Genomic DNA, 26653 nt, shown 5'->3' on the forward strand with positions numbered 1-26653 from the left:
GGAGCAACGATGCGCCTCCTTGCCCTGGTCCTTCTTGTCTTCTCCGCCGTCGGCGTGTCTTCCGCGCGGGCGGCTGACGAGCTGCCGATCTTCGACGCGCATATGCACTACAGCCACGACGCCTGGTCGGTCGTGCCGCCCAAGGAAGTGGTCGATATCCTGAAGAAGGCGGGCATCAAGCGCGCGATGGTGTCCAGTTCGAACAACGAGGGCACGAAGATGCTGCAGGACGTGGCGCCGGACACGATCGTGCCCGAGCTGCGGCCCTATCGTTCGCGCGGCGAGATCTCGACCTGGGCGAAGGATCCGACGCTGATCCCGTACCTCGAGGACCTGCTTTCGAAGCGCAGGTACAGGGCGATCGGCGAGTTCCACATTTACGGCGCGGATGCCGACCTTCCGAACGTGCGACGCGTCGTCGAGCTGGCGAAGCAGTACGGTCTCTACCTGCACTCGCATTCCGATGCCGATGCCGTGACGCGGCATTTCCAGCAGGACCCGACTGCCAGGGTTCTGTGGGCGCATTCGGGTTTCGAGCGACCGGAGAAGGTACGCGAGATGCTGCGCCGGTATCCCACCCTGTGGTGCGACCTCGCCTTTCTCACGGCGCACGTCTCCAACGGCAGGGTCGCGCCGGGCTGGCGCGAGCTCTTTATCGAGTTTCCCGATCGGTTCGTGCTGGGCAGCGACACCTTTACGCCGGAGCGTTGGCACTATGTGATCGAGAACGCGCGCTGGTCGCGGCAGTGGCTTTCGGACCTGCCGCCGGACGTTGCGCGCAAGATCGCCTACGAGAATGGGGACCGGCTGTTCGGAGGGGCGCAATGAAGCTGGCGGTCGCGTTGCCGGGATTTCTTCTCGCGACGCCGGCCTGGGCCGATTGCCCGCTCGACCTCGGCCGCGGCACGGGTTGGGTTGTCTACTCCGATCACTACCTGATGGCGTTCCGTTCCGACCCGCTGCGTATCGAGGTGGGCGAGCCGTTCGCGCTGGTCCTCAATGTCTGTACCAAAGGCGGCGAGCCGGCCGAGCTGCTGGCCGTGGATGCCAGCATGCCCGAGCATCGACATGGCATGAATTACCGGCCCCGCATCGTAGCGAAGGGGGACGGCCGTTTCAGGGCCGAGGGCATGCTGTTCCACATGCCAGGCCGATGGGAGATCACCTTCAACGTGCGCGCAGGCGAGGAAAGCGAGAACCTGACGCACGATATCATCCTCAAGTGACCCGATTGCTGGTGTTGCTTGCACTGCTGGCCGCCTGGTCCGGTGGCGTCTCTGCGCAGCAACTGCTCGACTGGACACCCGAGGAGATCGGGAGCGTGGGGCGGCACGGCCCGTGGCCACCATCGCCGGTGCGTGATCCCTCGAACAAGGTATCGGGCACGCCGGCCGGCATCCTGCTCGGCGAGCATCTCTTCAACGAGCCCCGGCTGTCTGGCGATGGCCGCGTGAGTTGCGCCACCTGCCATCAGGCCGGTCGCGAGTGGAGCGACGGCCTCGCCAGGGCGCGTGGAACAGTCGAACTCGACCGTCGCACGCCGTCGCTGTGGAACATCGGCTACCTCCACTGGTTCGGCTGGGATGGGGCAGGCGACTCACTTTGGGCGCAGAGCATCCGTCCGCTGCTCGATCCTCGCGAGATGAACGGCGAGGCGGCGCGCGTGGCCGCACTGCTGCGCGGCGACACCGCCCTGACGTGCGGCTACGAAAGGGCTTTCGGCAGCAAGCCTGGCAACGACGACGAGCGGCTGCTGGTCGAGACGGCCAAGGCGCTGGCGGCCTTCCAGGCGACGCTGGTCAGTCCGCGCACGCCGTTCGATGATTTCCGCGATGCCCTCGTGGCCGGCGATCGCGAGCGGGCGTCGCGCTATTCGCTTGCCGCGCAGCGCGGCCTCAAACTCTTCATCGGCGAGGCCAATTGCAACCTCTGCCATCTCGGTCCGCGCTTCACGAGCGGCGAGTTCGGCGACGTCGGGATTCCATTCTTCGTGCGGCCAGGAGAGGTCGACCCCGGTCGCCTCGGCGGGTTGACGCGGCTGGCGGCCAGCCCCTTCAACCTGCTGGGCAAGTACAATGACGATGCCAGCGGCAACAACACCCGGCGTACGCGGCACGTTCAACGCCAGCATACGAACTTCGGGGAATTTCGTGTACCCGGCCTGCGCCAGGTGGGCCGCGGCGGCCCTTACATGCACAATGGCAGCCTGGCGACCCTCGAAGACGTCGTAAGGCACTATTCGGAGGTAAGTCCCGATCGCCTCCACAGCGACGGCATCCCATTGGTGCGGCCGCTCGGCCTGACGGCGGAGCAGAGCGCCGATCTCGTGGCCTTCCTCCGCTCGCTCGATGCCGAGCCGCCACCGCGCTCAACACCGGCGCCGCTCTGTCCTTAAAGCCTCTCGAGGCCGAAACGCGCTATTTGATCAGGAAGGATTCCAGCTTCTTGCCGCTCTTGAGGGCAGCCGCGAGCCATCTCGGACGGTTGCCGCGGCCGGCCCACGTCTCGGACGCGTTCTTCGGATTGCGATAAAGCGGCGGCAGCTCTCTACCCTTGAGTGGATGTGCTTTGCCACGACGCTCCGCCCCGATCTTGCCGGGGGCTGTTCCACGAAGTTCGGTAATAGCTTCGATCAACCGCATGCGCTGCCTTGAAATGCGTGTCTCGATTTCCGCATCGATCTGCGCGCGCATTACGACCAAGTCGTCAAAGGCCATCGACTTTATCTTCATGCTTACCAGTCCTCGGTTGTTGTGTAAGTCATAAGTGAAGTACGCGCGAAGCTCGAACAGCGCAACATGGTTGCGCGTTCTAAAGCGTGCGCTCTCACTGCAGACTTCTTCGATGCGGCGAAAGCGAGACGTCGCTGCTCAAAGCAATGAAAGTCAGCGCAACCGAGCGATCATGCTTTCGAGAATCCAGGCAGCGGCGGCCGCATCGACGCGCTCGGCGCGCTTTGCGCGTGTCATATCGTAGTCGTCGATCATGCCGCGCGTTACCGCCGCGGTGCTGAGTCTCTCGTCCTGGAAGACGATGGGAAGGCCGGCGAGCGACGGCGCACCGTGGTTCTGGATGTTGGTCACGAACTGACGCACCGATTGGCAACGCGGACCTTCGGTGCCATCCATGTTGAGGGGCAGGCCGACCACAAGCGCTCTGACCTCATGCTTGCGCACGAGTTCGTCGAGCGCGGCGAGATCCGGCGCCAGCTTGGTACGCTTCAAGGTCGTGAGCGGCGTCGCCAGCATGCGCATTACGTCTGTGGTCGCGATGCCGATGGTCTTGGTGCCGAGATCGAGCGCCATCAGCCGGCCGTCGCGAATCAGCAAGGTCTTCAGTTCCGGAAATTCGACGACAGGCATTCAAGCGGCTTTCCCTTTGAGCCAGGTTTCCGCCTCGTCGGCGACCCGTTCCCATCCGGGCTGGCCGAGCACCCAATGTCCCTGGCCTTCATACTCGACATAGTCGGCGACGTGGGCGAACTGCCTGGCGGTGCGGCGAACGACGCCGGGCGGCACGAGCCTGTCCTTCTCCGCGCCGACGAACAGCAGCGGTACGGTCACCCTTCGCGGATCGACGGTCGCGGCCTTCCTGTCGTCGAGCCACGGCATGCCGATTTCCAGCAGGGCACGGCCTGATTCATGGACGAAGCCCGCATGTTCGATCGTACCGTCGACAGGATCGGATGTGTTGAATGTGTAGGTCAGTGCTTCGCGGAGCGTCGCGCGATGCGGCTTCCGCCACCAGGCCCAGCGCGCCTGGATGCGGGCGAAGGCCATGAGGTTGGACGGGCGCAGCGCGATGACGCTCGACGGTGGAGCAGGCGTGAGCAACACCCCCGCGCGCGCGAGGCCTCTGGCACAAAGAAGGAGAGCGATGAGTCCGCCCATCGAATGGCCGATGACGACCGGTTTCTCCGGCAGCGCAAGGATGGTCGTTTCGAGATCGGCGACGTAGTCGTGCAGGCTGGTTTCACCAAGGGCGGCTGGCGGTGAATCCGCAGCCGCATCGTGGTATCGCAGAGTGTCTGCAATGGTCGCCCATCCTCGCTCCTCGAGGAGGGGACGCCAATTGCGCCATACGGCCGATGTTCCCCACATGCCGTGAATCAGGACTGCCATCCGAACCATCGCAAAGGTTATAAGGCGTGCAATCGACCGGGTCGACACGAGCCCCCAGCAAAGGTGATCAGGTAAGGTGACAGATACTCTCTATGCCCTGCTGGCAATTGCGATGGTCCTGACCGTCGTGAGTGTATTGGTACCGCTCGCGGAACGGTTCCGCCTGCCGCATACCGTCCTGCTGGCCATTGCCGGCATGGGAATGGGCTTCCTGGGATCCTGGATCATCAGCGGCGGGCTCCATCTGGGGGTCCTGAGCGACGCGTTTGTCGGCCTCGACAAGCTCGAAGTCGGCACCGAGGTGTTCCTGCCACTGTTCCTGCCGCCGTTGCTGTTCACTGCGGGCCTGACGATCGACGTCCGCCGCCTGATGGACGAGATCCACGCAGTGCTCCTGCTGGCGGTCATCGCGGTGCTGGTCTGCATCGCCTGCGTCGCGGGCGTCGTGCATTTCGCCACCGGCATGGACATTGTCGTTTGCCTGCTGCTGGGCGCGGTAGTCTCCACGACCGACCCGGCCGCCGTCATCGGAATCTTCCGCGATGTCGGCGCTCCCAAGCGGCTCTCGATCCTGGCCGAGGGCGAGTCCCTGCTGAATGACGCGGTCGCCATCGCGGCCTTCGGCCTGTTCATGGGTATCCTGGTGGCGCGAGCGTCGGGGGATTCCGCGATGCCGGCCGACCCGACCGCGGCCATCGGCGTGTTCCTGCGCGAATTCGTCGGCGGCCTTCTGCTGGGCTTTGCCATGGCGCGGGTGGCCATGATGATCCTGCCGCGGCTGGGCGAGTCGGATGCCGCCATCGCCTCGGTCACGGTAAGCCTCACCTACCTCTGCTTCATCGTCGCCGACCGCTACATCCATGTCTCCGGCGTCGTCTCTGTCGTCATGGCCGCGCTTACGGTGGCGGCCTACGGGCCCACGCACCTCCATCCGCGCCAATGGACGGCGCTGCGCCAGGTTTGGGCCCAGCTCGAATTCTGGGCCAACTGCCTTATCTTCGTGTTGGCTTCGATGCTGGCGGCCGATGTGCTGCTGAAGATCAGCTGGCTCTACATTGGCGGCGTGCTCGCGGTTGCGGTCGGCGCCTTCGCCGCGCGCGCGCTGGTGGTGTTCGGCATGCTGCCGGTGCTCGAAACCCTGAAGCTCGTCCAGCCGGTCAACCGCCGCTACAAGGCGATCCTGGTCTGGGGCGGCCTGCGCGGTGCGGTGACGATCGTGCTGGCCATGGTCGCCAGCGGCAACGAGCAGCTTCCCGAGACGATTCGCGACTTCATCGCCATCTCGGCCGTCCTGTTCGTGCTCTTCACGCTGTTCGTGAATGCCACCACGCTCGGCCTCGTCATGCATATGTTTGGCCTGGACAAGCTCAGCCGCCTCGAGCTGGCGCTGCGCGACCGGGTGCTGGCGCTCTCACGGATCAACGTCGACCGGCATCTCCAACAGATCATCCGTCAGCACAACGAGCGCACGGACGGCTTTGCCGTCGACCCCGCTTCGGCCGGCGATCCTGCGGTCGAGCCGGTACCGCCGGACCTGGCCCTCGATCTCGAGGAGAGGGTCAAGATCGGCCTGGTGACACTCTGCACCCGCGAAAAGGAACTCTATCTGGAGCAGTTCCAGCAGCAGATCCTGTCGCGCCGCATGGTGGCGATCCTGGCGGCAAATGCCGACCGCCTGATCGACACGGTTCGCGACAAGGGCGTGCAGGGCTACCAGGAGTGGCTGCAGGAGATTTCGAAACCTAACTACGGCTTCCGGGTCGCGCTGTGGCTGCATCGGCGGTTCGGTTTCGAACGCATGCTGACAGAGCGTCTGGCCGATCGGTTCGAGATCCTGATGGTGTCGCTCAGCGTTCTCGGCGAACTCGCCGTGTTCAATGCGAACTCCATTGCCGACCTGCTGGAGCACGATGCCGAGCAGCGCCTCGCGGAGCTGATCGCCACCCGACAGGCCGGCGTCGAGGGCGCATTGCGGGCGCTCTCGCTGCAGTATCCCGGCTACTCCGAATCGGTGCAGCAGCGACAGCTCGAACGCGCCGCGATTCGCTTCGAAGCGGAGGAGTATGTCCGCCGGCTGCACGAGGGCATCATCAGCCGCGAGGTCTACAACGACCTCCGGGATCAACTCGCCGAGCGGCGCGGTGCCGTGAGCCAGCGCCCGCCGCTCGACCTCGGCCTCGAACTGCAGGCCATGATCGGTCGCGTGTCCCTGTTCGCGGCGCTGGACCGGGAGACCATCGTCCAAGTCGGCAAGCGGCTGCGCGCGCTCGTTGCTTTCCCGGGCGAGAAGATCATCCGGGTCGGCGGGCCGTCCGATGCCATGTACTTCGTCGCCGCGGGCGAAGTGACGGTCCATGCCCGGACGGTCACGGTGACCCTGAAGGAGGGCGACTTCTTTGGTGAGATGGGGCTCCTGAGCTCCCAGCCGCGCAATGCCGACGTCGTAGCCAACGGCTACTGCCACCTGCTGGTTCTCTACAAGAAGGACTTCGACCAGCTTCTCTCGCGTAAGCCGGAGGTGAGGGCGGCGATCGAGGAAGTCGCGGCCCGCCGCGCCTGACGCAGCCCCGACGGTTCGGTTGCTCGCGAAGGGCAAACCGGCTACCAACCGCGATTACCGCTTTGTTTCTGGCGTTTTGGAGTGCTGGGATGTCGCTCGACAAGAAGACGGTGGCGCGCATCGCGCGGCTGGCCCGTCTGAAGGTTCCCGAAGAGGAGCTGGCCCCGCTGGCCGGGGAGCTTTCGGGTATTTTTGCCTGGATCGAGCAGTTGAACGAAGTCGACACCAAGAACGTCGAGCCGATGTCGTCGGTCTCCGACGTGACGCTTCCGATGCGCGCCGACAAGGTCACCGACGGCGGCATCGCTGAGAAGGTGCTGGCCAACGCGCCGGGCGGTGCGGTCTACATCGACCCGTCGGACAAGAATGCCGGCGGCTTCTTCACCGTCCCGAAGGTGGTGGAGTAGACGATGGCCGCTCTCACCGATCTCACGATCGCCCAGCTCACGTCGGCGCTGGCCAGGAAGGAGGCGAGCGCCGACGAGGTGGCGGACGCGCACCTCGCGAAGCTCGACGAGCATCGCGCGCTCAACGCCTTCATCACCGAGACACACGACAAGGCCCGCGAGATGGCCAAAGCCTCCGACGCGCGCCGCGCCAGGGGCGAGGCAGGCCTGCTCGAGGGCGTGCCGCTCGCGATCAAGGACCTGTTCTGTACCGAAGGTGTCCAGACGACGGCCGCGTCGAAGATTCTCGAAGGATTCGTGCCGCAGTACGAGAGCACTGTGACGGCGAACCTGTGGAGGTCGGGCGCGGTGATGGTCGGCAAGACCAACCTCGACGAGTTCGCCATGGGCTCATCGAACATGACGAGCCATTTCGGCGGCGTCGAGAATCCGTGGAAGCGCAAGGGCGACAACCGCAAGCTTGTGCCGGGCGGTTCCTCCGGCGGCTCGGCGGCGGCCGTCGCTGCCTACATGGTGCCCGGCAGCACGGGAACGGATACCGGTGGTTCGATCCGTCAGCCGGCGGCCTTCTGTGGCATCGTCGGCTTGAAGCCCACTTATGGCCGCTGTTCGCGCTGGGGCGTCGTCGCCTTCGCGAGCTCGCTCGACCAGCCTGGGCCCTTCGCCCGCACGGTCGAGGACACGGCGCTGATGCTGCAGGCCATGTCGGGCCACGATCCGAAGGATTCGACGTCCGCGCCGTTGCCGGTGCCGGACTTCGCCGCCGCGGCGCGTAATCCCGGCATCAAGGGCCTGAAAGTCGGCATCCCGAAGGAATACCGGGTCGATGGCACGTCCGAGGAGATCGTGGCGCTGTGGTCGAAGGGCATGGAGATGCTCAAGGCGGCCGGCGCCGAGCCGGTCGAGGTCTCGCTGCCGCACACCAAGTACGCGCTGCCGGCCTATTACATCGTGGCGCCGGCGGAATGCTCGTCCAACCTCGCGCGCTATGACGGCGTGCGGTTCGGCCTGCGCGTGCCGGGCAAGGATCTGACGGAGCTCTACGAGAACACGCGCGGGGCGGGCTTCGGCAAGGAAACGCGGCGACGCATCCTGATCGGCACCTATGTGCTATCGGCCGGCTACTACGATGCTTACTACAAGAAGGCGCAGCAGATCCGAGCGCTGATCGCGCGCGACTTCAAGCAGGCTTTCGAGACGTGCGACGTGCTGCTCACCCCGACCGCGCCGACGGCCGCTTTCGCGGCTGGCGACAAGATGGACGACCCGGTGACCATGTACCTCAACGACATGTTCACGATCCCGGCGTCCATGGCCGGCCTGCCGGGCATCTCGGTGCCGGTGAGCCTCGACAAGGACGGACTTCCCCTCGGACTGCAGCTGATCGGTCGCGCCTTCGACGAGGAGACGCTGCTGCGCGCCGCGGCGGCGCTCGAGAAGGCCGCCGCCTTCACCTCGAGGCCCGCCGGATACTGATCGCGCGGCGGCGACAGGGCCGCTGTCACATGTCAGTCTTCCGTCACGAAACCGTCACGCCTCTCGAATAGGCGGACGGATGAATGAGGGGGATTGCAATGAACACGAAGACGGGGCCGGCGCGCCGCGCCGTTCTGGCAGGGGCCGTCGCGGCGCCTTTCCTGGCGGGCGTGGCCCGGGCGCAGGCGTGGCCCGCGCGGTCGATCACGCTGGTCGTCCCTTTTGCTCCCGGTGGCGGGACCGACACCTTTGCGCGGCCCTTCGCCGCCAAGCTTTCCCAGGAACTTGGACAGCAGGTGGTGATCGACAATCGCGCCGGTGCAGGCGGGACCGTGGGCGCGGCCATGGTCGCCAAGGCGAAGCCCGATGGTTACACGTTCCTGCTGGGCTCCGTGCATCACGCCGTCGCGGTCACCGCCTACAAGCAGTTGTCTTACGAGCTGGAAAAGGATCTGGCGCCGGTCACCAGCGTCGCCTCGGTGCCCGATGTTCTGGTGGTCTATCCCGGTATACCGGCGAAGACGCTTCAGGAGTTCATCGCCTACTGCAAGGCGAATCCGGGCAAGGTGAACTACGGCTCGGCCGGGCTCGGCACGACCCGTCATCTCGCGGGCGAGATCTTCAACGAGAAGACGGGCGCCGGCATGACTCACGTGCCCTAAGGGGTCGGGACCGGCGACGGCGGCCTTGATCAGCGGTGAGGTGACGGCGGTCTTCGAGGGCCTCGGCAGTGCGGCCCCCTACATCCGCAGCGGCAAGGCGCGCGCGCTGGCGGTATTCACGGCAGAACGATCGCCTGCCTTTCCCGATATCCCGACGGCCGCCGAGGCCGGCTTGCCGGGCTTCGAGTCTCTTTCGTGGTATGGCTTGTGGGCGCCGTCCGGCACCGATGCCGCCATCATCGCCCGGATGCAGGCCGCGGTCGCGAAGGCTTTCGGCTCGGCCGACCTGAAGAAAGCCTGGGACGATCAGGGAGCGGCACCGGGAGGCGCGCCGACCGCGCGCTTCGCCGCCTTCGTGAAGGAAGAGATCGGCAAATGGGGCAAGGTCGTTCGCGACGGGAACATCAGGATCGAATGAGCGGGGCTCCGGACGACGGAGCCGTTCCGCCGTCCATCGGATCGCAGGGCGAGCGGGAGCTTCCATGCCGGACCGGATGCCGGTATTCCGCGCTCATGCGCCTCTCGTGGGGGCACCGCTTGCGCTACACTTCCGGAAATTCCGGAGGAAACGAACATGGGCGAATTCGATCTCGTCGTGCGCGGCGGCAACCTTGCCGATGGCACGGGTGCGGCAATCCGCGAAGCCGACGTCGCGGTGAAGGACGGCAGGATCGCCGCCGTCGGCAGGGTGAGCGGGCGGGGCCGTGAGGAGATTGACGCAAAGGGCATGCTGGTCACGCCCGGCTTCGTCGACATCCATACCCACTATGACGGCCAGGCCACCTGGGATTCGTACCTGCAGCCTTCGAGCTGGCATGGCGTAACCACCGCCGTGATGGGAAATTGCGGCGTCGGCTTCGCGCCGGTGAAGATCGAGGACCGGCAACGCCTGATCGAGCTGATGGAAGGCGTCGAGGACATTCCCGGCGCTGCACTTGACGAGGGGCTCAACTGGTCATGGGAGTCGTTCGGGCAGTATCTCGACACGCTCGACGCCAAGCCGCGCGACATGGACCTCGGCGCGCAGCTGCCGCATGGCGCGCTGCGAGTCTTCGTGATGGGCGAGCGCGCGGCCCGCCTAGAGGAAGCGACCTCTGAGGAAGTGGCGCAGATGCGCGCGCTGACGGCGCAGGCGATGCGCGATGGCGCGCTGGGCTTCTCGACCTCGCGCACGCTGAACCATCGCACGGTCAAGGGCGATCCCACGCCGTCGCTGCGTGCTTCAGAAGAAGAGCTCCTCGGCATCGCGCTCGGCATGAAGGATGCCGGCCGCGGCGTCATCGAGTTCATCTCCGACTTCAACACGCCCAATCCCGAAAGCGAATTCGAGATGCTCGACCGGTTGCTCACCGCATCCGGCCGCCCGTTCTCGGTGTCGCTGGCGCAGCGCCATTCGCGGCCCGACGGCTGGCGCCGACTGCTCGGCCTTGTCGAGGGGCTGGTCGCCAAGGGGCACAGCGCCAAGGCGCAGGTGGCGCCGCGCCCGATCGGGGTGCTGCAGGGCCTGCAGGCGAGCCGCATTCCGTTCTCGATGTGCGCCGCCTACAAGGAGATCCAGAGCAAGTCGGTGGAAGAGCGGCTCGCGATCATGCGCGATCCCACCTTCCGCGCCCGCATCCTGAAGGAGAGCAACGAGCCCATGCGCTCGGAGATGGCGCAGCGCCTCACCGACTTCGACCGCATGTTCCCGCTGGGCGATCCACCCAACTACGAGCCGCCGCAGGAGAGTTCGTTCGGCGCCCGTGCCGCACGTGAGGGCCGTGATCCGCGCGAGCTGATCTACGACTATCTGATCGAGGGCGAGGGCCGGAATTTCATCTTCGCGCCTTTCGCGAACTATGCCGCCTACAATCTCGACTGCTGCAGCGAGATGATGCAGAGCCCGCACACGCTGATCGGCCTCGGTGACGGCGGCGCGCACGTCGGCCTGATCTCCGACGGCTCCTATCCGACCTACCTGCTCCAGCACTGGGGCCGCGACCGCAAGCAGGGCCGGCTCGACGTGTCGTGGCTGGTGAAGCGGCACACGCACGATAATGCCAAGGCCGTGGGCCTCGGCGATCGCGGCGTCGTGGCGGTCGGCAAGAAGGCCGATCTCAACGTCATCGACTTCGACAGGCTCCGCGTCGAGGCCCCGATCATGAAGTGGGACCTGCCGGCCGGCGGCAAGCGCCTGCTGCAGCGGGCGACCGGCTACCGGGCGACCATCGTGTCAGGGCAGGTCACGTATCGTGACGGCGAGGCGACCGGCGCGTTGCCGGGCCGCCTGGTGCGTGGCGCGCGAGCCTAGAGAAGGTCGGATACCTCCCCATTCAAATGGGGAGGTGCCCCGCAGGGGCGGAGGGGTCATGACCCCATCGCCCTCGTAAGACAAGGGCACTTCCCCCGTTGACGGGGGGAAGCAAGGCTCGATCGTCGATGGTGACTAGTCGCCCTTGATGTCGTTGTCCTTGATGACCTTGAACCAGCGCTCCTGTTCGCTCTTCTGATAGGCGGCGAACTCCTCGGGCGAGGTCGTCAGGATTTCCATGTTGAACTGGTCGATGAATTTCTGCGTCACGTCGGGCGCCTGCACCGCCTTCTTGATCTCGGCATGCATGCGGTCGACGATCGGGCGCGGGGTCCCGGTCGGCGCATAGACACCCCACCAGGAGTAGGAGGGGAAGCTCTTGACGCCTTGCTCGATGAGCGTAGGCGTGTCGGGCAGCGCCGGGGTGCGCTTCTCGCCGGTCACCGCGAGCGCGCGCACCTTGTTGGCGCGCACGTGCGGGCTGAAGGAGGTCAGGCTTCCGATGGCGACATCGGTGACGCCCGCCAGGATGTCCTGGTTGAGCGGCCCGCCGCCCTTGTAGGGGATCAGGTTGAGGTCGACGCCGTTCTCTTTCTTGATGAGGGTCATCAGCACCAGCGCCTGGCTGGCGCCGAGCACACCGACATTGACCTTGCCCGGCCGCGCCTTGGCGTCGGTGATGACCTCGGCGAAGGTCTTGTAGGGCCGGTCGGGGTGCGCGCAGATCGCCTGCGGCGTGCGGCCGATCAGCATGACGTTGAAGAGTTCGGAATCCTTGTAAGGCAGGCCCGACGCGAAGGCGGGATTGAGGATGTGGCTGTCGAAGGTCAGCATCCAGGTCTGGCCGTCGGGCGGAGCCTTGGCCGCGATCGCCGAGCCGACCGCGCCGGTGCCGCCCGGCTTGTTGTCGACCAGGATGTTCCAGCCGGTGTTCTCGATCATCTTGGCCTGGATGATGCGCGCCACCGGGTCGGTCGAGCCGCCGGGCGGGAAGGGAACGATGATCCTGAGGGCTCCCTTGGGCCAGTCGGCGGCGGCCTGGGCGCGAACGAGGGCCGGCGCCCCCAGCGTGGCAGCCGCTGCGCCGACGAGCAGCGTACGGCGATTGAACGTCGTCATTGAAAGCCTCCCTGTGAATACGTCTTGTTTTGGCGTGCCGAAAATGGCCGCTCTTGCCCAAGCTTTTACTTCAGCCAGTTCGTCATCGGGTAGTGCGATCTTGTGCCGAAAATGTGGCGCAATGGCCCAGTGCGGATCGATCTTTTGCCAAGCGGCGCACCTTTGGCTATCTAGCCTTCATGTCGCTCATCAAAGGTGAAACCGGCGAGTGGGAGATCGTCCTGGGGCTGGAAGTCCACGCCCAGGTGATTTCCGACGCCAAGCTCTTCTCCGGCGCGCCGACCGCGTTCGGGGCCGATCCCAACACCCAGGTGTCGCTGGTCGATGCCGCCATGCCCGGCATGCTGCCCGTGATCAACGAGCGCTGCGTGGAGCAGGCGATCCGGACCGGCCTCGGCCTCAACGCGAAGATCAATCTGCGCTCGGTGTTCGACCGCAAGAACTACTTCTATGCCGACCTGCCGCAGGGCTATCAGATCTCGCAGTTCAAAGACCCCATCGTGGGCGAGGGATCGGTCGAGATCGACCTGCCGGACGGCAAGACGCGCACCATCGGCATCGAACGGCTGCATCTCGAGCAGGATGCCGGCAAGAGCCTGCACGACCAGCATCCCAGCCAGACCTATGTCGACTTGAATCGCTCCGGCGTGGCGCTGATGGAGATCGTGAGCAAGCCGGACATGCGCACGGCGGACGAGGCCGCGGCCTACCTCACCAAGCTGCGCTCGATCGTGCGCTATCTCGGCACCTGCGACGGCAACATGGACGAAGGCTCCATGCGCTGCGACGTGAACGTGTCGGTGCGCAAGCCGGGTGGCGAGCTCGGAACGCGTTGCGAGATCAAGAACGTGAACTCGATCCGATTCGTCAAGCAGGCGATCGAGTACGAAGCGCGCCGCCAGGTCGAGGTCATCGAGGGTGGTGGCACGATCACGCAGGAGACGCGCCTGTTCGACTCCGGCCGCGGCGAAACCCGCTCGATGCGGTCCAAGGAAGATGCGCACGACTATCGCTACTTCCCGGATCCCGACCTGCTGCCGCTGACCTTCACGCAGGACTATGTCGACCAGATCCGTGCGACGCTGCCGGAGCTGCCCGACGCTCGGAAGAACCGCTACATCAAGGATTACGGCCTCTCACCCTATGATGCGGGCGTTCTGACGGCCGAGAAGGCGACGGCGGAGTTCTTCGAAGCCGTTGCCAAGGGCCGCGACGCCAAGCAGGCCGCCAATCTGGTGACCGGCGATTTCTTCGCCATGCTGAACCGCCGCGGGGCCACCTTCGAGACTTCGCCGATCAGCGCCGCCAATCTCGGCAAGCTGCTCGACCTGCAGGCCGACGGCACGATCTCGGGCCGTATCGCCAAGGACCTGTTCGTCGCCATGGAGGAGACCGGCAAGGATCCGGCCGTCCTGGTCGAGGAACGCGGGCTGAAGCAGGTGACCGACACGGGCGCCATCGAGGCCGCCATCAAGGCGGTGATCGACGCCAACCCTGGCCAGCTTGCGGCCTACAAGGCCAAGCCCAGCCTGTTCGGCTGGTTCGTTGGCCAGGTCATGAAGTCGACCGGCGGCAAGGCCAACCCGAAGGTGGTCAACGAGCTTCTGAGAAGGGCGCTCGACGCCTGACGTCGGCCTCGACGTTGTGCGAGCCCGGTTCTGCCATCTCCGGGCCGCTGCCGGGACGTCGCGGCTTCTGGGGTTTTGCCGGAGACTGGACGTCCGAGCCCCTGGCTTTGGCCCGCTGGTCGGCAGGGCGGGCGGCCCTGGTCAGATTGAAAGCCGTATTGATCAAGGCGACGTGGCTGAAAGCCTGGGGGAAGTTCCCGACCAGTCGCCGGTTTCCGCAGTCGTACTCCTCGGCCAACAGTCCGAGGTCATTGCGAGTGGCGAGGAGCCGATCGAACAGGGCGCGTGCGTCGTCGTGGCGGCCGATGGAGATATAGGCGTCGGCCAGCCAGAAACTGCAGGCGAGGAATGCGCCCTCGCCGGGCCGAAGCCCATCGTCCGCTGCCGCCGTGTCATAGCGCAGGACGAATCCATCGACGAGCAACTCGGTCGCGATGGCTTCGACGGTGCCGATGTAGCGCGCATCGCTGGCCTCGACGAAGCCGACCTGCGCCAGCAGCAGCAGACTGGCGTCGAGAAACGTCTCGCCGTAGGCCGCGCGGAAGGTGTTGCGGCTGGCGTCGAAGCCGTGCTCCCAGATCTCGGCGCGGATAGCGTCGCGTGTGCGGCGCCACCCTTCGACCGGGCCGGCAAGCCCATGCTGTTCGACCGCCCGGATCGCACGGTCGAACACGACCCAGGCCATGGCTTTGGAGTATGTGAAATGGAGGGGCGGCCGCCGCATCTCCCAGATGCCATAGTCGGAATTCATCCACGACCGTTCGACGTGTTTCACGAGCTCCAGTTGCAGGGCCCAGCCGCTGTCCGTCGGCGCCAGAGCGCCCTCGCGGGCCTGTTCGAACGTGTCCATCAGCTCGCCGTAGACGTCGAGCTGGAACTGGCCGTGAGCGGCGTTGCCGATGCGCACCGGCTTCGAATCGAGATAGCCGGGAAGCCATTCGGCCTCCCATTCCGCCAGTCGCCGCTCGCCCATGATCCCGTACATGATCTGCATGTCGGCCGGACTGCCGGCGACGGCCCGCTGCAGCCAGTCGCGCCATGCGCTCGCCTCGTCGTAGACTCCTGCGTTCATCAGGGCGAGCAACGTCAGGGTAGAATCACGGATCCAGCAGAAGCGGTAGTCCCAGTTTCGCGAGCCGCCCACCTGTTCCGGAAGCGAAGTAGTGGGGGCGGCAACGATGCCGCCCGTGGGTGCATAAGTGAGCGCCTTTAGGGTGATCAGCGACCGCTCGATGGCCTCCACATGCGGTCCGTCAGTCCGTGCAGTTCCGATCCAGTCGCGCCAGAATCGTTCGCAGTCGGCGAGCGCTTTTTCACAGTCGACCGGTTCGGGTGGCGGCAGATGCGAAGGCCTGTAGCTGAGCGTGAACGGCACGGTCTGGCCCGCTTGCACCTTGAACATGGCGGAGGTTTTGAAGTTCTCGCCCCAGGTGGTGACGGGGGTGCGAAGGACGGCCATGTCGGGGCCGGCCACCGCGCGGAGAGCGCCGTCTTCCAGGCGGCTGACCCAGGGAATGGTCGCCCCATATCCGAAGCGCAGGACGAGCTCCATGCACATCGACACTTCCCCCTCGTCACCGCGCACCACGCGAATCAGGTCCGATGCCTGCCCGCGCGGAAGCATGAAGTCGATCACCGTCGCAACTCCTTCCGCGGTCCGAAAGACTGTCTCGAGGATCAGCGTGCTTTTCCTGTAACGGCGCGTCACTTGGGCGGTCCCGCACGATGTTGCAATCAGCCAGCGACCGTTAGACGGCTTTCCGACAAGGGCCGCAAAGCAGGCATCCGAATCAAAGCGGGGCCAGCACAGCCAGTCGATCGAGCCATCGAGTCCGACGAGGGCGGCCGTCTGACAGTCTCCGATAAGTCCATAATTTTCGATTGGAGCGCTCATGAACCTGGCGGCTCGAATTCGACGACGACCTTGATGTCTCCATCCCTTCGCTCGAAAGCCTCGCGCCAGTCCGTCAGAGGCACGCGGCGGGTGAGGAGGCCGGCCAGCCAGGCGGGATCGGCGGTCGCCAGCGCGCGCGCGCCGCTCTCATAGTGGCTTCGATTGGCATTCACCGAGCCGAACACGAGGTCGTTCTGCAGCACCATGCTCCGGTTGAAGTTGCCGGAGTCGAAGGGCAGGAGCCGCCCGCCGCTGGACACGCCGGTCAGGCACACGATGCCGTTGCGGCCACCGGCTCCGCACAAAACGTCGATCACGAGCTGCGGTGCGCCGGTGCATTCGACCACGATGTCGGCTGCGAAGTCTTTCGGTAGTTCACGCGGATGGTAGGTGCCGCCGAGTGCCCGGGTGAGGTCAGCCTTGGGGCCGCCCTCTGCCCGATCAAGGACATGAAGCTCGAGGCCTCGTTGCGTCGCCATGAGGGCTGCCAGCAATCCGACGGGACCCGCTCCGGTGACCAGTGCGCTCTTCGGCTGCCAGCTGCGTGTGCGCTGTCCGATGCGATAGATGTGGTCCCATGCCTTGGCCAGCACGCTGGCCGGCTCGAGAAGCACACCCAGCATGCCGAGGTGCGGAGCGACCCTTACCGCGTAATCTGGCTCCAGCAGAAACCGCTCCGCGCCATAGCCGTCGAGCGACTTGATTCCACGCTCCACGTAACGGCCGTTGAGACACATGTCCCACTCGCCGGCGCCGCAGGCCCGACAGGGCACGGGATCGGGGCGTCTGACGATGCCGACCACGTGATCTCCGACCGCGAAGTTCGAACTGTCGGGAGCCTTTAAGACGCGACCCAGTGATTCATGTCCCAGAACGAGGCGGTCGTTGCGATCGGGCGCCCAGCCATAGGAGCCCGCCATGATCTCGCGGTCCGTGCCGCAGATTCCCAACGCCATCGCCTGGACAAGCAGTTGATCCGGGCGCACCTCTGGCTCACGCCGGTCCTCCAGTCGCACTGAACCCGCGACACCTGGCTCGACGGTTATGACTTTCACGACGGCTCATCCCTCGCTGTACCCTTGGGGGATCAGAACGGAACGAGGGCGTTTACGTCCGGTTCCGCGTCGACCCTGTGGTACCGTCCGGAAGTGGAGGAAAAATGAGCGCAAAGATCTATGCCATGACCTGCGGCCGACTCGTCGGCCGCCTGAAAGACATGATCGAAGGCGAAGACGGGCAGGTGGCGCTGCCCATTCCATCCTACCTCATTGAACATCGCAAAGGTCGGGCCGTGTTCGACACCGGTATGCATCCGCAATGTCGCACCGACGCCGCAGGGCGCATGGGTGCAAGCGTCGCGCGCATTTTCGGCTTCGAACAGTATGGTCCGTGCGACGATGTGAAGTCGCGCCTGGAGTCGATCGACCGCGACCTCGGGAAGGTGGACTTCATCGTGAATTCGCACCTGCACTTCGACCATGCCGGCGGCAATGAGCTGGTGCCCAACGCGACCATGGTCGTACAGAAGCGCGAATGGGAAGCCGCGCAGGATCCGGAAATGGCGGCCAAGGTCGGCTTCTTCCGCGCCGACTTCGACCATGGGCATCCGGTGAAGCAGGTCGAGGGCGAGCACGACCTGTTCGGCGACGGTTCCGTGGTCTGCATCCCGACCTACGGCCATACGCCCGGCCATCAATCCCTGAAGGTACGGACCGAGGCCGGCGAGATCGTGATCACGGGCGACGCCTGCTACTTCTGCCGGACGCTCCGCGAACGCCGCCTGCCGCGCTTCGTATACGACCGCGAACAGATGCTCGCCTCGCTCGATCGGCTTGAGGCCCTTGAAAGAGGCGGTGCGCGCCTCTTCTTCGGTCACGATCCCGACTTCTGGAAGGACGTACCGCAGGCTCCCGTACCCGCGTTCTGAGTGTTGCCTAGTTTTGCGGGATGAACTCGATCATCAGGCCGCCCGTCTGCTCCGGCGCCACCAGGACCCGATCGCCCTCGGCCAGGGCGAAGGGCACGTTGTTGGCGCTGAGAAGCCCCTGAAGCGGACGCGCACGCTCGACGGCGATGGCGGCGCCAATCACGGCCGGCAGTTCGCTGGGCATCATCATCTCGAGTGCCTTGTATTCGAGCTGGAAGGCGAGAGGAGACCAGATCAGCAATTCGACCGAGCCTGCCTTCACCATCGTGCAGCCGTCGAAGATCTCCTCGACCGTGGCACCCCAGGCGGCCTTCAGCGCCTTGGCCGTCTCCTTCGGCGTCTCGGCGATGGCGTGAACGGCCATCATGCCCAGCGCGCCGTTGGGATGGACGATCCATTCCGGCTCCATGAAGGCGTCCGGCGTCTCGTGCTTCACGGGGAACCAGGGCAGGGGGCCTGCGCTCTCGCCAACCACGACGCCGGCATCGACCTCGAAACCGTCCTCGGTTTCCCAGGCGTGCGTGCGCTCCTCACCCTCGAGTTCTGCGACGTTCATTGCGAGTGAAACCTGTGCGGGGTCGTCCTGCAGCAGTTCGATGTAGTTCGGGATGTCGTCGCGATCGGGTTGGAAGCAGATGCAGCGCGGCTCGACACCCTCGGGCGTGAGATTGAAGCCGAGCTGGCCCAGCCGGGTGGCCATCTCTGCCGGATCCGAGGCGGTCACGGAAATGTGGTCGATGTCGCGTGCTGAAATTTTCATGCCCGCTCATATAGGCTTACCCCCACCTCGCTCAAGTGCGATGCTGCGGGGTCTGAAATCACCGGAGGAACGGATTTATGTCCAAGATGACGCTTTACGGCATTTGGCTGAGCGGCCCGACCTACAAGGCGGGGCTCGCTTTGTCGCTGATGGGGCAGGAGTTTGCCTACAAGCATGTCGACCTGCGGGCCGGGGCGCACAAGCAGCCGGACTACCTCGCCATCAACCGTTTCGGGCAGGTGCCGGCACTGGTAGACGGCGACCTCAAGCTCTGCCAGTCGGGCTCGATCCTGCTCTATCTCGCCGACAAGTTCGGCAAGATGGGCGGCAAGACGGCCGAGGAGAAGGCGCGGGTGCGCGAGTGGCTGTTCTGGGAGTTCGACCGGCTGGCCTCCAACATTTATCGCCCGCGGGCGATCAAGCGCGGCTTCATGAAGGCCGACGACAACGTCCATCAGATGTACGTCAACCAGGCGGGCGATGCGCTCAAGGTGCTCGACGCGGCGCTTGCCAAGTCGGACTTCCTGGTCGGAAACGAGGCGACCATTGCCGATATCGCCGTGTACGGCGACGTGGCCTACGCCGAGGAAGGGGCGATCGACCTAGCACCCTATGCCAACGTGAAGGCCTGGATGGCACGGATCGAGAAGCTGCCTGGCTTCAAGAAGTATGAGGATGTCCTGCCCAAGCAGGATGCGGCCTAGGCTCTAAAAGCCTCTTCCATCTCCACCCAACTCGCCTCGACCGCGGTGCGGTCGAGGTCCCGGGTGATGAAGACCAGTCGGGACCGGCGGTCGTCGTCGGGCCAGCGCGCGAGCAGGGTCGGTGGATGGAAGGTGCGATGCACGCCGTGGATCACCAGCGGCTGGCTTTCCCCGATCACATTGAGCACGCCCTTCAACCGCAGCAGCCGGTCGCCCCAGGCCGCGCGCACGGCCATCAGCCAGCGATTGAAGAGGTCCCAGTCGAGCGGCGCCTCGAAGGTGAGGCAGAACGAGGCGATGTGTGCATCGTGCCGTGAGCGGTCATGGTGATGATTGCGGTGCACGTGGTCGTGAGCCTCGGCATTGAGCCATGCCTGCACCTTGTCGCTCTTGCCGGTCGGATCGAAGGGGCCCGAGTCGAACAGCAGGGCCGGGTCGATGTCTCCCTGGACGATCTCGTAGAGCGATGCGCCTGGGTTCAGCTTCCCAAGACGTGCGCGTAGCCCGGCACTGGCCGCGATCTCGGCGAGATCGGTCTTGCTGATCAGGAGCCGGTCGGCCACGGCGGCCTGCTTCACGGCCTCGGGATGTTCGTCGAGCTGGCGCCCGCCGTTCACGGCATCGACGGTCGCGACGACACCATCGAGCCGGTAGTCGTGGCTGATCATCGGATGATTGAGCAGGAGCTGCAGGATCGGCGCGGGATCGGCAAGGCCCGTCGTCTCCAGAAGTACCCGGTCGAAGGGTGGGATCTCGTCCTTCGCGCGGCGACGCGCGATGTCGCGCAGGGCGTTGTCCAGGTCGCCCTGGATGGTGCAGCACACGCAGCCTGATTGCAGAAGCACCATGTCGCCCCCGACCTGCTCCACGAACAGATGGTCGAGGCCGACCTCGCCGAATTCATTCACCAGCACGAGGCTGCGGGCCATGCGCGGGTCGCCCAGCACGCGATTGAGCAACGTGGTCTTGCCGCTGCCGAGGAAGCCGGTGATCAGTGTCACCGGCAGGCGCTCCGCCGACTTGTCGCGATCGAAAAGGCTCATCGTTCAACACCTTCACATACGCATATGTAACAAAGTAACGATGCCGCTTCCGCTTGACGATGCAACCTGCGGGTATGACGCTTCCAAGATCAACAAGGAAAAGGAGGAGCGTCCATGGACTCGAGATATCTTCAGGACAAGGAACACCTCAAGCAACCGCAGCAGGCGATCGATGAGGAACGTCGCTCCTTCCTGGCGGCGGGGTTGATCGGCGGTGCCGTTGCCGCCGGCACGCTGGCGGCCGGCGTCGCGCATGCACAGCAGCAGGTTGCACAGGCGCCGGCACTGACCGACAAGGCCTGGTGGCCGCATCCGAAGTGGGGCAAGGACGACCAGGCTGGCGCCTCGAACTACATGACGCCGGCCAAGGTCCTCGACACGGTGAAGCTGATCAAGGACGGCAAGGTCTATCGCATCGGCCGCATCTATGAATCGGCCATGCCCAAGTTCGGCGAACGCGCCTTCACCTTGCGAATCCCGGGAAGCCCGACCGGCGGCCCGTTCGGCACCAACAGGCTGATCTACAATGACGAGTATCTGTCGACGGAGATCGGGCAGACGGGAACGCAGTTCGACGGCCTCGCGCATATCGGCATCCAGATGGGCAAGGACGGCGACAAGAACGAGATGCGCTACTACAACGGCGTCACCGACCAGGAAATGAACAGCGCCACCGGCATGAAGAAGCTCGGCATCGAGAACGTGAAGCCGTTCTTTACGCGCGGCCACCTGTTCGACGTCGAGGCGGTCAAGGGCGCCATGATGGAAGCCGGTCAGGAGATCACCATCGCCGATCTCAAGGCTGCGCTGCAGAAGCAGAACATGCAGGAAGCCGACATCAAGGAAGGCGACGCTGTGTTCTTCAATACCGGCTGGGGCAAGCTCTGGATGAAGAACAACGACAAGTTCAACGGCGGCGAACCGGGCATCGGACTGGACGCCGCCAAATGGTTCATCGACAAGGGCATCGCGCTCACCGGCGCCGACACCTGGGGAACCGAGGTCGTCCCCAATCCCAACAAGGACCTGGCCTTTCCGGTCCATGGCGAGCTGATCGCCAAGAACGGCATATTCAACCACGAGAACCTGGACTTCACGGGACTCATCGCCGACCGCAAGTACCAGTTCGCCTACATATTCTCGCCTGCACCCATCAGGGGCGCGACGGGATCGAACGGCGGGCCCATCGCGGTGACCTGATCGGGGAAAGGGCGGCGCGCGTCAGGTCGAATAGTCGCCGGCGGCGAACTTCGACTTGGCGTGCGTGCGGCTCAGCTTGCCGGAGGAGGTGCGTGGCAGGCCGGGTTGCCGCTTGATCAGGACCACCCGACCATCGACACCCACGGCTTCCTTGACCGCCTGCCGTATGTCACCGACCAGCGTCTCACGCTCTGCCGGCTCGCTGGGATAGGCCTGGACGATGACCACAACGCTCTCGGCGTCGCCGTCGTCGATCGAGAAGGCGCAGACGTCACCGCGTCCGACCTGCGGCAGCGCTTCCACGGCCCATTCGATGTCCTGTGGCCAGATGTTGCGGCCGTTGACGATGATCAGGTCCTTGGCACGCCCCGTGATCACCAGCTCGCCCTCGTGCCAGTAGCCGAGATCGCCGGTGTCGAGCCAGCCGTCACGAAGCACGCGTGCGCTTTCGTCGGGCTTCTGGAAGTAACCCGGCATCACGCTCGGACCCCGGACGAACAGGCGGCCGATACAACGCTCGCCCACGGCCGCGCCGTCCTCGTCGCGGATCTCGACATCGTGCCCTGCCATCACCCTGCCGCAGACCACGAACTCGCGGATCCGGCCCGACTGCGGGTCGGTGAAGCTGTCGGTTTTGACGCCGCCGAAGGGCGCGCCGAAGCTCAGACCGACGCAGACTTCGGCCATGCCGTAGCTCGGCATGAAGGCGCGCTCGTCGAAGCCTGCGGCCTGGAAGGCGCCGGCAAAGCGCCGCAGCACGGGAAGCTGGATCATGTCGGCTCCGACGCCGGCCAGCCGCACGCAGGACAGGTCGAGCTCGCCGACCGGTGCGGTGAGAGCCCGGCGCGTGAGCAGGTCGTAGCCGAAGCTCGGACTGTAGGTGATCGTGGCGCGGCGGCGCGAGATGAGGGAGAGCCACTGCATCGGCCGACGGGCGAAGTCTCGTGGTGCCAGCAGGTCGACGCTGCGCTGCGCACACATCGGCGCCAGGATGAATCCGATCAGCCCCATGTCGTGATAGAGCGGCAGCCAGCTCACGCCGGAGTCATATTCGTCCAGGCCCTGCGCCGTGATCGATCCGTCGATGTTCGCCATGAGCTGGTCCTGGCGAATGTCGACGCCGAGCGGGGCGCGGGTACTGCCCGAGGAGAACTGGACGTAGCAGGGCATGCCCGCGCCGAGCGGCCGCAGGTCGACCTTGGCCTCGGGGAAGGCGTCGAACACGGCGATGCCCCCGGCATGGCGAGCGGTGGTGTCCTCGGCGGCGCTCCGTGCAAAGTCGACCAGCTCGTCCGGCGCAAGGATGCCCAGGGCCTGCGAGGACAGGATCTGTCGGCGGAGCTGGAAGATGTAATGCGCCTTGGCGCCCAGGCCGACCGGGACGGGCACCGGCACGGGCACCACGCCAGCATACTGGCAGCCGAAGAAGGCGACGCAGAAGCCGGGCCAGGTATCCGCGACGATGACCAGCCGCTCGCCCGGCCCGAAGCCGGCGGAGATCAGCCGGCGGGCGAAGGACTGCGCCTCGAAGCGGAGCCGCCGGTACGAGAGGCTGCTCAGCAGCTGGCCGCGTGCATCGAAGAAGTTGAGGCCGGTCTCGCCGTGGGCGGCATAGTCCAGTGCCTCGGCCAGGCTCGCGAAGCCGCCCCGGCGGAAGGGCAGCGAGACATTGAGGGTCGGGGTCGGTTCGGCCGCCCAGCGGTCGGAAGTCGAAAGCAGGGTAGAGGCATAACGGTGCAGATGACCGGAATGCCTCTCGGCAGGTCGGGCATCGGAAACGGGCGCAGGCAGGATTCCACGGATCGACGTCATCGGACGATCTCCCAAACGGTTCGCACAAAGCGCGTCACCGCTCGGTTGACCGTCCCGTTGGATCATCCCGTCCATCGGAAGAGCGACGCTATCGCCGGCAGGTCTTCTGGCTCGCGGGTCGTAGCTCCTGCCCGTCTTCCCGGACCGAAATCCAGTGACATATGGGCTCTCGCTCGCCGCTTACAGCTGCGGGTACAGCTGCCGATTGGCTCCCGAAAGGGAGCGGCACGGCATTCCCTGTTAGCCTCCGGTTAAGGAGGACCGTCGATATGCATTCGTTAAGCTTGCGCCTGCCGTCGGTCAATTGCTTTGATGATCCAAACTTCGGGAGGAGACTGCAAAATGTCGATGGTTCGTATGGTTGCCGGGGCGGCGCTCGGCGCGGTGCTGGCCTGGCCCGCCGCGGCGCAGGGGATTCCCAAGGTACAGTCCCCAGAGGAAGTGGGGTTTCTATCGACCCGGCTGAAGCGTCTCAGCGACCGACTCAATGAAGGGGTGAAGAACAATGAACTGCCCGGCGCGGTCGTCCTGATCGCCCGCAACGGCAAGATCGTGATGTTTGAATCCTATGGCTTCCGCGACAAGGACGCCAAGGTCGCGATGACCAACGACACGATCTTCCGCATCGCTTCGATGACCAAGCCGATCGTCACCCTCGCCGCGATGATGCTGATGGAGGAGGGCAAGCTTACCCTGGCTGATCGGGTGTCGATGTACATACCGGCCTTCGCCGATACCAAGGTTGCGGTGCCGAAGAAGAAGGACGATGGCACGGTCGAGATGGTGCTCGAGCCGCAGTACCGCCCGATGACGGTGCATGACCTGATGCGCCACACGTCGGGTCTGACCTACGGCGCCGTTGGCGCCAATCCGGTGAAGCAGTCCTACCTCGACATGAAGGTCGCCGACCGAAGCCAGACCAATGCCGAGATGGCCGACAAGCTCGCCAAACTGGCGCTGCTCTACCAGCCGGGCACGACGTGGGAATATTCGATGTCGACCGACGTGCTCGGCCGCGTCGTCGAGGTCGCGTCCGGCATGCCGCTCGACAAGTTCATCGAGGAGCGCATCACCAAGCCGCTCAAGATGGGCGACACTGGCTTCGAGGCCAGCGCCGACAAGAAGGCGCGCGGGGCGAAGCCGATGAAGGAGGGGCCGAAGAACGAAGTGCCATCGATCCCGGACGTCACCGAGAAATTCAACTGGCGCTCGGGCGGCGGCGGCATGGTCTCCACGGCAGCCGACTATGCGCGCTTCCTGCAGATGTTCGCGAACGGCGGCCAGCTCGATGGCGTGCGCCTGGTTTCGCGCAAGACCATCGACCTGATGACGGCTGACGCCCTGCCGCCGGATATCAAGATGGGCGCCGACATGTTCCGCTTCGAGGCGCTGGAACCCAGCGCCAGAATGGGGCAGGGCTTCGGCCTCGGCTTCGCGGTGCGCAACGTGCAGGGTGTCAATCCGCTGCCGGGATCGCCCAACGACTATTTCTGGGGCGGCGCCTACGGAACCTATTTCTGGCACGACCCCCGTGAGCGCCTGTATGTCGTTTTCATGATGCAGTCGCCGCAGGCTCGCCTGCGCTATCGCTTCCTGATGCGCGACCTCGTCTACCAGGCGATGGTGAATTAGCCGCCCTTGACGCTCCGCCGACGGACAACCACGTTGGCGGAGCCCAACGTGAAGGGGCAGGAGGCTTGTCATGCAGCAGCAGGAACGCGATCTGATCTCGGGTCTGTTCGACCGGTTGAAGCCGTTCGAGTCCCAGCCGCGCGACAACGAGGTCGAGCAATTCATCTGGGACCGGGCATCGAAGCAGCCCGCTTCAGCCTATCTGCTCGTGCAGACAGTGTTGGTGCAGGAGCAGGCGCTCAAGGCCGCGCAGGACCGCATCGCCGAACTCGAGGCGAAGGTCGCCGCCGCACCACAGCCGGAGGCCGGTTTTCTGGCCAGCGCACCGAAGATCGGCCCGTGGGGGGCGCCGCGCGCATCGGTGTCTCAGACACAAGCGGCGCCGGCGCCGACAGGGGCCTCGATGGTTCCGTCCACGCGCTCGCCCTTGCAGGCCGCCGTCTCACCACAGCAACAGCCGGCCGCCGGGGGCAGCTTCCTGCGCACGGCCATGATGACTGCCGCGGGCGTGGCCGGCGGCGCGCTGCTGTTCGAAGGCATTCGCAATCTGATGGGCAGCACTCCCGGGCCGTTCGGCGGGCAGCAGCAGGCGTTCGGCGGAACCCCGGATGCGACGCCGCCCGAATTGTTGCCGCCCGATTCGTCGGTGCAACAACATGCCTATGCCGACGATCGTCAGGGACAGGACGACTACGACACCGCCTCGCTTGACGATGGAGGTGGTGCAGGGGACGACGACAGCTGGGCCTGAACGGCCTCGACTTCAGTGAATTCAGGGGGATTTGAAGAGATGATCGAACTTCACACGTGGGGCACGCCGAACGGCCGCAAGATTTCCATCATGCTCGAAGAGTGCGAATTGCCCTACAGCGTGCACAAGATCGACATCTCCAAGGGCGAGCAGCACAAGCCCGAGTTCCTGCGAATCAGCCCGAACAATCGGATCCCGGCGATCGTCGATCCCGATGGTCCGGGCGGCAAGCCGTACAGCCTGTTCGAGTCCGGTGCGATCCTGATCTACCTGGCCGACAAGACGAAGAAGTTCCTCCCGGCCGATGGCGCCAAGCGGTACGATTCGCTCCAGTGGCTAATGTGGCAGATGGGCGGCTTCGGCCCGATGCTTGGCCAGGCCCATCACTTCCTGCGAGCCGCGCCGACCAAGATCGAGTACGGCATCAAGCGCTACGTCGACGAGGCCAAGCGCCTCTACGGTGTGCTCGACAAGCAGCTCGCCGGCAACGCCTTCGTGGCGGGCGAGGAGTACACGATCGCCGATATGTCGATCTTCCCGTGGGCCGCACGTCACGAATGGCACACCGTGAACCTCGCTGAGTTCCCCAACGTGAAGCGTTGGTACGACATCGTGAACGCCCGGCCCGCCGTTACCAAGGGCATGGCCGTTCCGTACCTGAACTAGG

The 26653-nt window shown here is 65.2% G+C and carries 24 protein-coding genes, 1 pseudogene and 1 riboswitch; of the genes and pseudogenes, 16 read left to right on the forward strand and 9 right to left on the reverse strand.

The genetic code is table 11. The annotated features are described in order from the left end of the window. Positions 1-9 precede the first annotated feature (9 nt). The 3 genes from Q0Q48_RS08490 to Q0Q48_RS08500 are packed head-to-tail and all read left to right on the forward strand — an operon-like array spanning position 10 to position 2395. On the forward strand, positions 10-828 hold the full coding sequence (locus Q0Q48_RS08490) for an amidohydrolase family protein (RefSeq protein ID WP_295136594.1): 819 nt from the start codon (positions 10-12) through the stop codon (positions 826-828). Further along, a complete protein-coding gene (locus Q0Q48_RS08495) occupies positions 825-1226 on the forward strand; it encodes a FixH family protein (protein WP_295136596.1) in 402 nt (133 codons plus the stop codon). Before Q0Q48_RS08490 ends, Q0Q48_RS08495 begins: the two co-directional genes overlap by 4 nt. Further along, positions 1223-2395: a cytochrome c peroxidase gene (locus Q0Q48_RS08500; RefSeq protein ID WP_295136598.1), complete on the forward strand. Its 1173-nt coding sequence runs from the start codon at positions 1223-1225 to the stop codon at positions 2393-2395. Before Q0Q48_RS08495 ends, Q0Q48_RS08500 begins: the two co-directional genes overlap by 4 nt. A 22-nt stretch (positions 2396-2417) precedes the next feature. On the opposite strand, the gene Q0Q48_RS08505 is transcribed toward Q0Q48_RS08500, so the two are convergent. The 3 genes from Q0Q48_RS08505 to Q0Q48_RS08515 all read right to left on the reverse strand — a co-directional run bounded on the left by Q0Q48_RS08505 (position 2418) and on the right by Q0Q48_RS08515 (position 4130). After that, positions 2418-2732: an H-NS histone family protein gene (locus Q0Q48_RS08505; RefSeq protein ID WP_295136600.1), complete on the reverse strand. Its 315-nt coding sequence runs from the start codon at positions 2730-2732 to the stop codon at positions 2418-2420. A gap of 153 nt (positions 2733-2885) precedes the next feature. Continuing rightward, entirely contained in the window at positions 2886-3362 is a 477-nt protein-coding gene (ruvX, locus tag Q0Q48_RS08510) for a Holliday junction resolvase RuvX (protein ID WP_295136602.1), read from the reverse strand. Next, positions 3363-4130, reverse strand: a complete 768-nt coding sequence (locus Q0Q48_RS08515) for an alpha/beta hydrolase (protein ID WP_295136604.1) — start codon at positions 4128-4130, stop codon at positions 3363-3365. Between the two features lie 67 nt (positions 4131-4197). Between Q0Q48_RS08515 and Q0Q48_RS08520 the strand changes: the two genes are divergently transcribed. From Q0Q48_RS08520 to Q0Q48_RS08545, 6 genes and pseudogenes are all read left to right on the forward strand, one after another. Continuing rightward, positions 4198-6681 carry a cation:proton antiporter gene (locus Q0Q48_RS08520; protein WP_295136606.1) on the forward strand — a complete coding sequence of 828 codons (2484 nt, stop codon included), beginning with the start codon at positions 4198-4200 and terminating at the stop codon, positions 6679-6681. Positions 6682-6770: 89 nt separating this feature from the next. Then, entirely contained in the window at positions 6771-7088 is a 318-nt protein-coding gene (gene gatC / locus Q0Q48_RS08525) for an Asp-tRNA(Asn)/Glu-tRNA(Gln) amidotransferase subunit GatC (RefSeq protein ID WP_295136608.1), read from the forward strand. Positions 7089-7091: 3 nt separating this feature from the next. Beyond that, positions 7092-8564 carry an Asp-tRNA(Asn)/Glu-tRNA(Gln) amidotransferase subunit GatA gene (gene gatA / locus Q0Q48_RS08530; protein WP_295136610.1) on the forward strand — a complete coding sequence of 491 codons (1473 nt, stop codon included), beginning with the start codon at positions 7092-7094 and terminating at the stop codon, positions 8562-8564. Between the two features lie 98 nt (positions 8565-8662). After that, positions 8663-9226: a tripartite tricarboxylate transporter substrate-binding protein gene (locus Q0Q48_RS08535; RefSeq protein WP_295136612.1), complete on the forward strand. Its 564-nt coding sequence runs from the start codon at positions 8663-8665 to the stop codon at positions 9224-9226. Between the two features lie 10 nt (positions 9227-9236). Next, positions 9237-9644: pseudogene (locus Q0Q48_RS08540) on the forward strand (tripartite tricarboxylate transporter substrate-binding protein); the annotation flags it as partial. A 156-nt stretch (positions 9645-9800) separates the two neighbouring features. Then, positions 9801-11516, forward strand: a complete 1716-nt coding sequence (locus tag Q0Q48_RS08545) for an amidohydrolase family protein (RefSeq protein ID WP_295136614.1) — start codon at positions 9801-9803, stop codon at positions 11514-11516. Between the two features lie 135 nt (positions 11517-11651). Here the strand turns inward: Q0Q48_RS08545 and Q0Q48_RS08550 are convergent, their stop codons facing one another. Beyond that, positions 11652-12635: a tripartite tricarboxylate transporter substrate-binding protein gene (locus tag Q0Q48_RS08550; RefSeq protein WP_295136615.1), complete on the reverse strand. Its 984-nt coding sequence runs from the start codon at positions 12633-12635 to the stop codon at positions 11652-11654. 179 nt (positions 12636-12814) lie between these two features. Here Q0Q48_RS08550 and gatB point away from each other — a divergent pair, with 179 nt between their 5' ends. Further along, entirely contained in the window at positions 12815-14263 is a 1449-nt protein-coding gene (gene gatB / locus Q0Q48_RS08555; protein ID WP_295136617.1) for an Asp-tRNA(Asn)/Glu-tRNA(Gln) amidotransferase subunit GatB, read from the forward strand. Here the strand turns inward: gatB and Q0Q48_RS08560 are convergent. Then, positions 14229-16157 carry a glycoside hydrolase family 15 protein gene (locus Q0Q48_RS08560; RefSeq protein WP_295136619.1) on the reverse strand — a complete coding sequence of 643 codons (1929 nt, stop codon included), beginning with the start codon at positions 16155-16157 and terminating at the stop codon, positions 14229-14231. The two genes, gatB and Q0Q48_RS08560, sit on opposite strands and share 35 nt — an antisense overlap. Next, on the reverse strand, positions 16154-17212 hold the full coding sequence (locus Q0Q48_RS08565; protein WP_295136620.1) for a glucose 1-dehydrogenase: 1059 nt from the start codon (positions 17210-17212) through the stop codon (positions 16154-16156). Before Q0Q48_RS08565 ends, Q0Q48_RS08560 begins: the two co-directional genes overlap by 4 nt. 104 nt (positions 17213-17316) lie before the next feature. Between Q0Q48_RS08565 and Q0Q48_RS08570 the strand changes: the two genes are divergently transcribed. After that, complete coding sequence (locus Q0Q48_RS08570; RefSeq protein ID WP_295136622.1) at positions 17317-18084, forward strand: N-acyl homoserine lactonase family protein; 768 nt, start codon at positions 17317-17319, stop codon at positions 18082-18084. Between the two features lie 7 nt (positions 18085-18091). On the opposite strand, the gene Q0Q48_RS08575 is transcribed toward Q0Q48_RS08570, so the two are convergent. Beyond that, positions 18092-18844: a VOC family protein gene (locus tag Q0Q48_RS08575; protein ID WP_295136624.1), complete on the reverse strand. Its 753-nt coding sequence runs from the start codon at positions 18842-18844 to the stop codon at positions 18092-18094. A gap of 77 nt (positions 18845-18921) precedes the next feature. Between Q0Q48_RS08575 and Q0Q48_RS08580 the strand changes: the two genes are divergently transcribed. Next, the gene (locus Q0Q48_RS08580) at positions 18922-19548 is read left to right on the forward strand and encodes a glutathione S-transferase family protein (protein WP_295136626.1); all 627 of its coding nucleotides are present in this window, start codon (positions 18922-18924) and stop codon (positions 19546-19548) included. On the opposite strand, the gene Q0Q48_RS08585 is transcribed toward Q0Q48_RS08580, so the two are convergent. Next, positions 19545-20591, reverse strand: a complete 1047-nt coding sequence (locus Q0Q48_RS08585; RefSeq protein WP_295136628.1) for a GTP-binding protein — start codon at positions 20589-20591, stop codon at positions 19545-19547. The two genes, Q0Q48_RS08580 and Q0Q48_RS08585, sit on opposite strands and share 4 nt — an antisense overlap. A gap of 114 nt (positions 20592-20705) precedes the next feature. Here Q0Q48_RS08585 and Q0Q48_RS08590 point away from each other — a divergent pair, with 114 nt between their 5' ends. Beyond that, positions 20706-21791, forward strand: coding sequence for a cyclase family protein (locus Q0Q48_RS08590; RefSeq protein WP_295136629.1), 1086 nt, complete (start codon positions 20706-20708; stop codon positions 21789-21791). Between the two features lie 21 nt (positions 21792-21812). Here the strand turns inward: Q0Q48_RS08590 and Q0Q48_RS08595 are convergent, their stop codons facing one another. Next, positions 21813-23603: a fatty acyl-AMP ligase gene (locus tag Q0Q48_RS08595; RefSeq protein ID WP_295136631.1), complete on the reverse strand. Its 1791-nt coding sequence runs from the start codon at positions 23601-23603 to the stop codon at positions 21813-21815. Positions 23604-23681: 78 nt separating this feature from the next. Next, positions 23682-23884: riboswitch (cobalamin riboswitch) on the reverse strand. 61 nt (positions 23885-23945) lie between these two features. On the opposite strand from Q0Q48_RS08595, the gene Q0Q48_RS08600 reads away from it, so the two are divergent. The 3 genes from Q0Q48_RS08600 to Q0Q48_RS08610 all read left to right on the forward strand — a co-directional run bounded on the left by Q0Q48_RS08600 (position 23946) and on the right by Q0Q48_RS08610 (position 26652). Then, positions 23946-25235, forward strand: coding sequence for a serine hydrolase domain-containing protein (locus Q0Q48_RS08600; protein ID WP_295136633.1), 1290 nt, complete (start codon positions 23946-23948; stop codon positions 25233-25235). A 70-nt stretch (positions 25236-25305) separates the two neighbouring features. Continuing rightward, positions 25306-25986 (forward strand): DUF2076 domain-containing protein, encoded by a 681-nt coding sequence (locus tag Q0Q48_RS08605; protein WP_295136635.1) that lies wholly within the window; start codon positions 25306-25308, stop codon positions 25984-25986. 39 nt (positions 25987-26025) lie between these two features. Then, positions 26026-26652, forward strand: a complete 627-nt coding sequence (locus Q0Q48_RS08610; protein ID WP_295136636.1) for a glutathione binding-like protein — start codon at positions 26026-26028, stop codon at positions 26650-26652. The last annotated feature ends 1 nt before the right edge of the window (position 26653 follow it).

It is taken from the genome of uncultured Reyranella sp. (assembly GCF_945957355.1).
Taxonomy (GTDB): domain Bacteria; phylum Pseudomonadota; class Alphaproteobacteria; order Reyranellales; family Reyranellaceae; genus Reyranella.

Coding starts and splice junctions, on each gene's coding strand:
- Q0Q48_RS08490 (WP_295136594.1), top strand. CDS start 10: ATGCGCCTCCTTGCCCTGGTCCTTCTTGTCTTCTCCGCCGTCGGCGTG.
- Q0Q48_RS08495 (WP_295136596.1), top strand. CDS start 825: ATGAAGCTGGCGGTCGCGTTGCCGGGATTTCTTCTCGCGACGCCGGCC.
- Q0Q48_RS08505 (WP_295136600.1), bottom strand. CDS start 2,732: ATGAAGATAAAGTCGATGGCCTTTGACGACTTGGTCGTAATGCGCGCG.
- ruvX (WP_295136602.1), bottom strand. CDS start 3,362: ATGCCTGTCGTCGAATTTCCGGAACTGAAGACCTTGCTGATTCGCGAC.
- Q0Q48_RS08515 (WP_295136604.1), bottom strand. CDS start 4,130: ATGGTTCGGATGGCAGTCCTGATTCACGGCATGTGGGGAACATCGGCC.
- gatC (WP_295136608.1), top strand. CDS start 6,771: ATGTCGCTCGACAAGAAGACGGTGGCGCGCATCGCGCGGCTGGCCCGT.
- gatA (WP_295136610.1), top strand. CDS start 7,092: ATGGCCGCTCTCACCGATCTCACGATCGCCCAGCTCACGTCGGCGCTG.
- Q0Q48_RS08535 (WP_295136612.1), top strand. CDS start 8,663: ATGAACACGAAGACGGGGCCGGCGCGCCGCGCCGTTCTGGCAGGGGCC.
- Q0Q48_RS08545 (WP_295136614.1), top strand. CDS start 9,801: ATGGGCGAATTCGATCTCGTCGTGCGCGGCGGCAACCTTGCCGATGGC.
- Q0Q48_RS08550 (WP_295136615.1), bottom strand. CDS start 12,635: ATGACGACGTTCAATCGCCGTACGCTGCTCGTCGGCGCAGCGGCTGCC.
- gatB (WP_295136617.1), top strand. CDS start 12,815: ATGTCGCTCATCAAAGGTGAAACCGGCGAGTGGGAGATCGTCCTGGGG.
- Q0Q48_RS08560 (WP_295136619.1), bottom strand. CDS start 16,157: ATGAGCGCTCCAATCGAAAATTATGGACTTATCGGAGACTGTCAGACG.
- Q0Q48_RS08570 (WP_295136622.1), top strand. CDS start 17,317: ATGAGCGCAAAGATCTATGCCATGACCTGCGGCCGACTCGTCGGCCGC.
- Q0Q48_RS08575 (WP_295136624.1), bottom strand. CDS start 18,844: ATGAAAATTTCAGCACGCGACATCGACCACATTTCCGTGACCGCCTCG.
- Q0Q48_RS08580 (WP_295136626.1), top strand. CDS start 18,922: ATGTCCAAGATGACGCTTTACGGCATTTGGCTGAGCGGCCCGACCTAC.
- Q0Q48_RS08585 (WP_295136628.1), bottom strand. CDS start 20,591: ATGAGCCTTTTCGATCGCGACAAGTCGGCGGAGCGCCTGCCGGTGACA.
- Q0Q48_RS08590 (WP_295136629.1), top strand. CDS start 20,706: ATGGACTCGAGATATCTTCAGGACAAGGAACACCTCAAGCAACCGCAG.
- Q0Q48_RS08595 (WP_295136631.1), bottom strand. CDS start 23,603: ATGACGTCGATCCGTGGAATCCTGCCTGCGCCCGTTTCCGATGCCCGA.
- Q0Q48_RS08600 (WP_295136633.1), top strand. CDS start 23,946: ATGTCGATGGTTCGTATGGTTGCCGGGGCGGCGCTCGGCGCGGTGCTG.
- Q0Q48_RS08605 (WP_295136635.1), top strand. CDS start 25,306: ATGCAGCAGCAGGAACGCGATCTGATCTCGGGTCTGTTCGACCGGTTG.
- Q0Q48_RS08610 (WP_295136636.1), top strand. CDS start 26,026: ATGATCGAACTTCACACGTGGGGCACGCCGAACGGCCGCAAGATTTCC.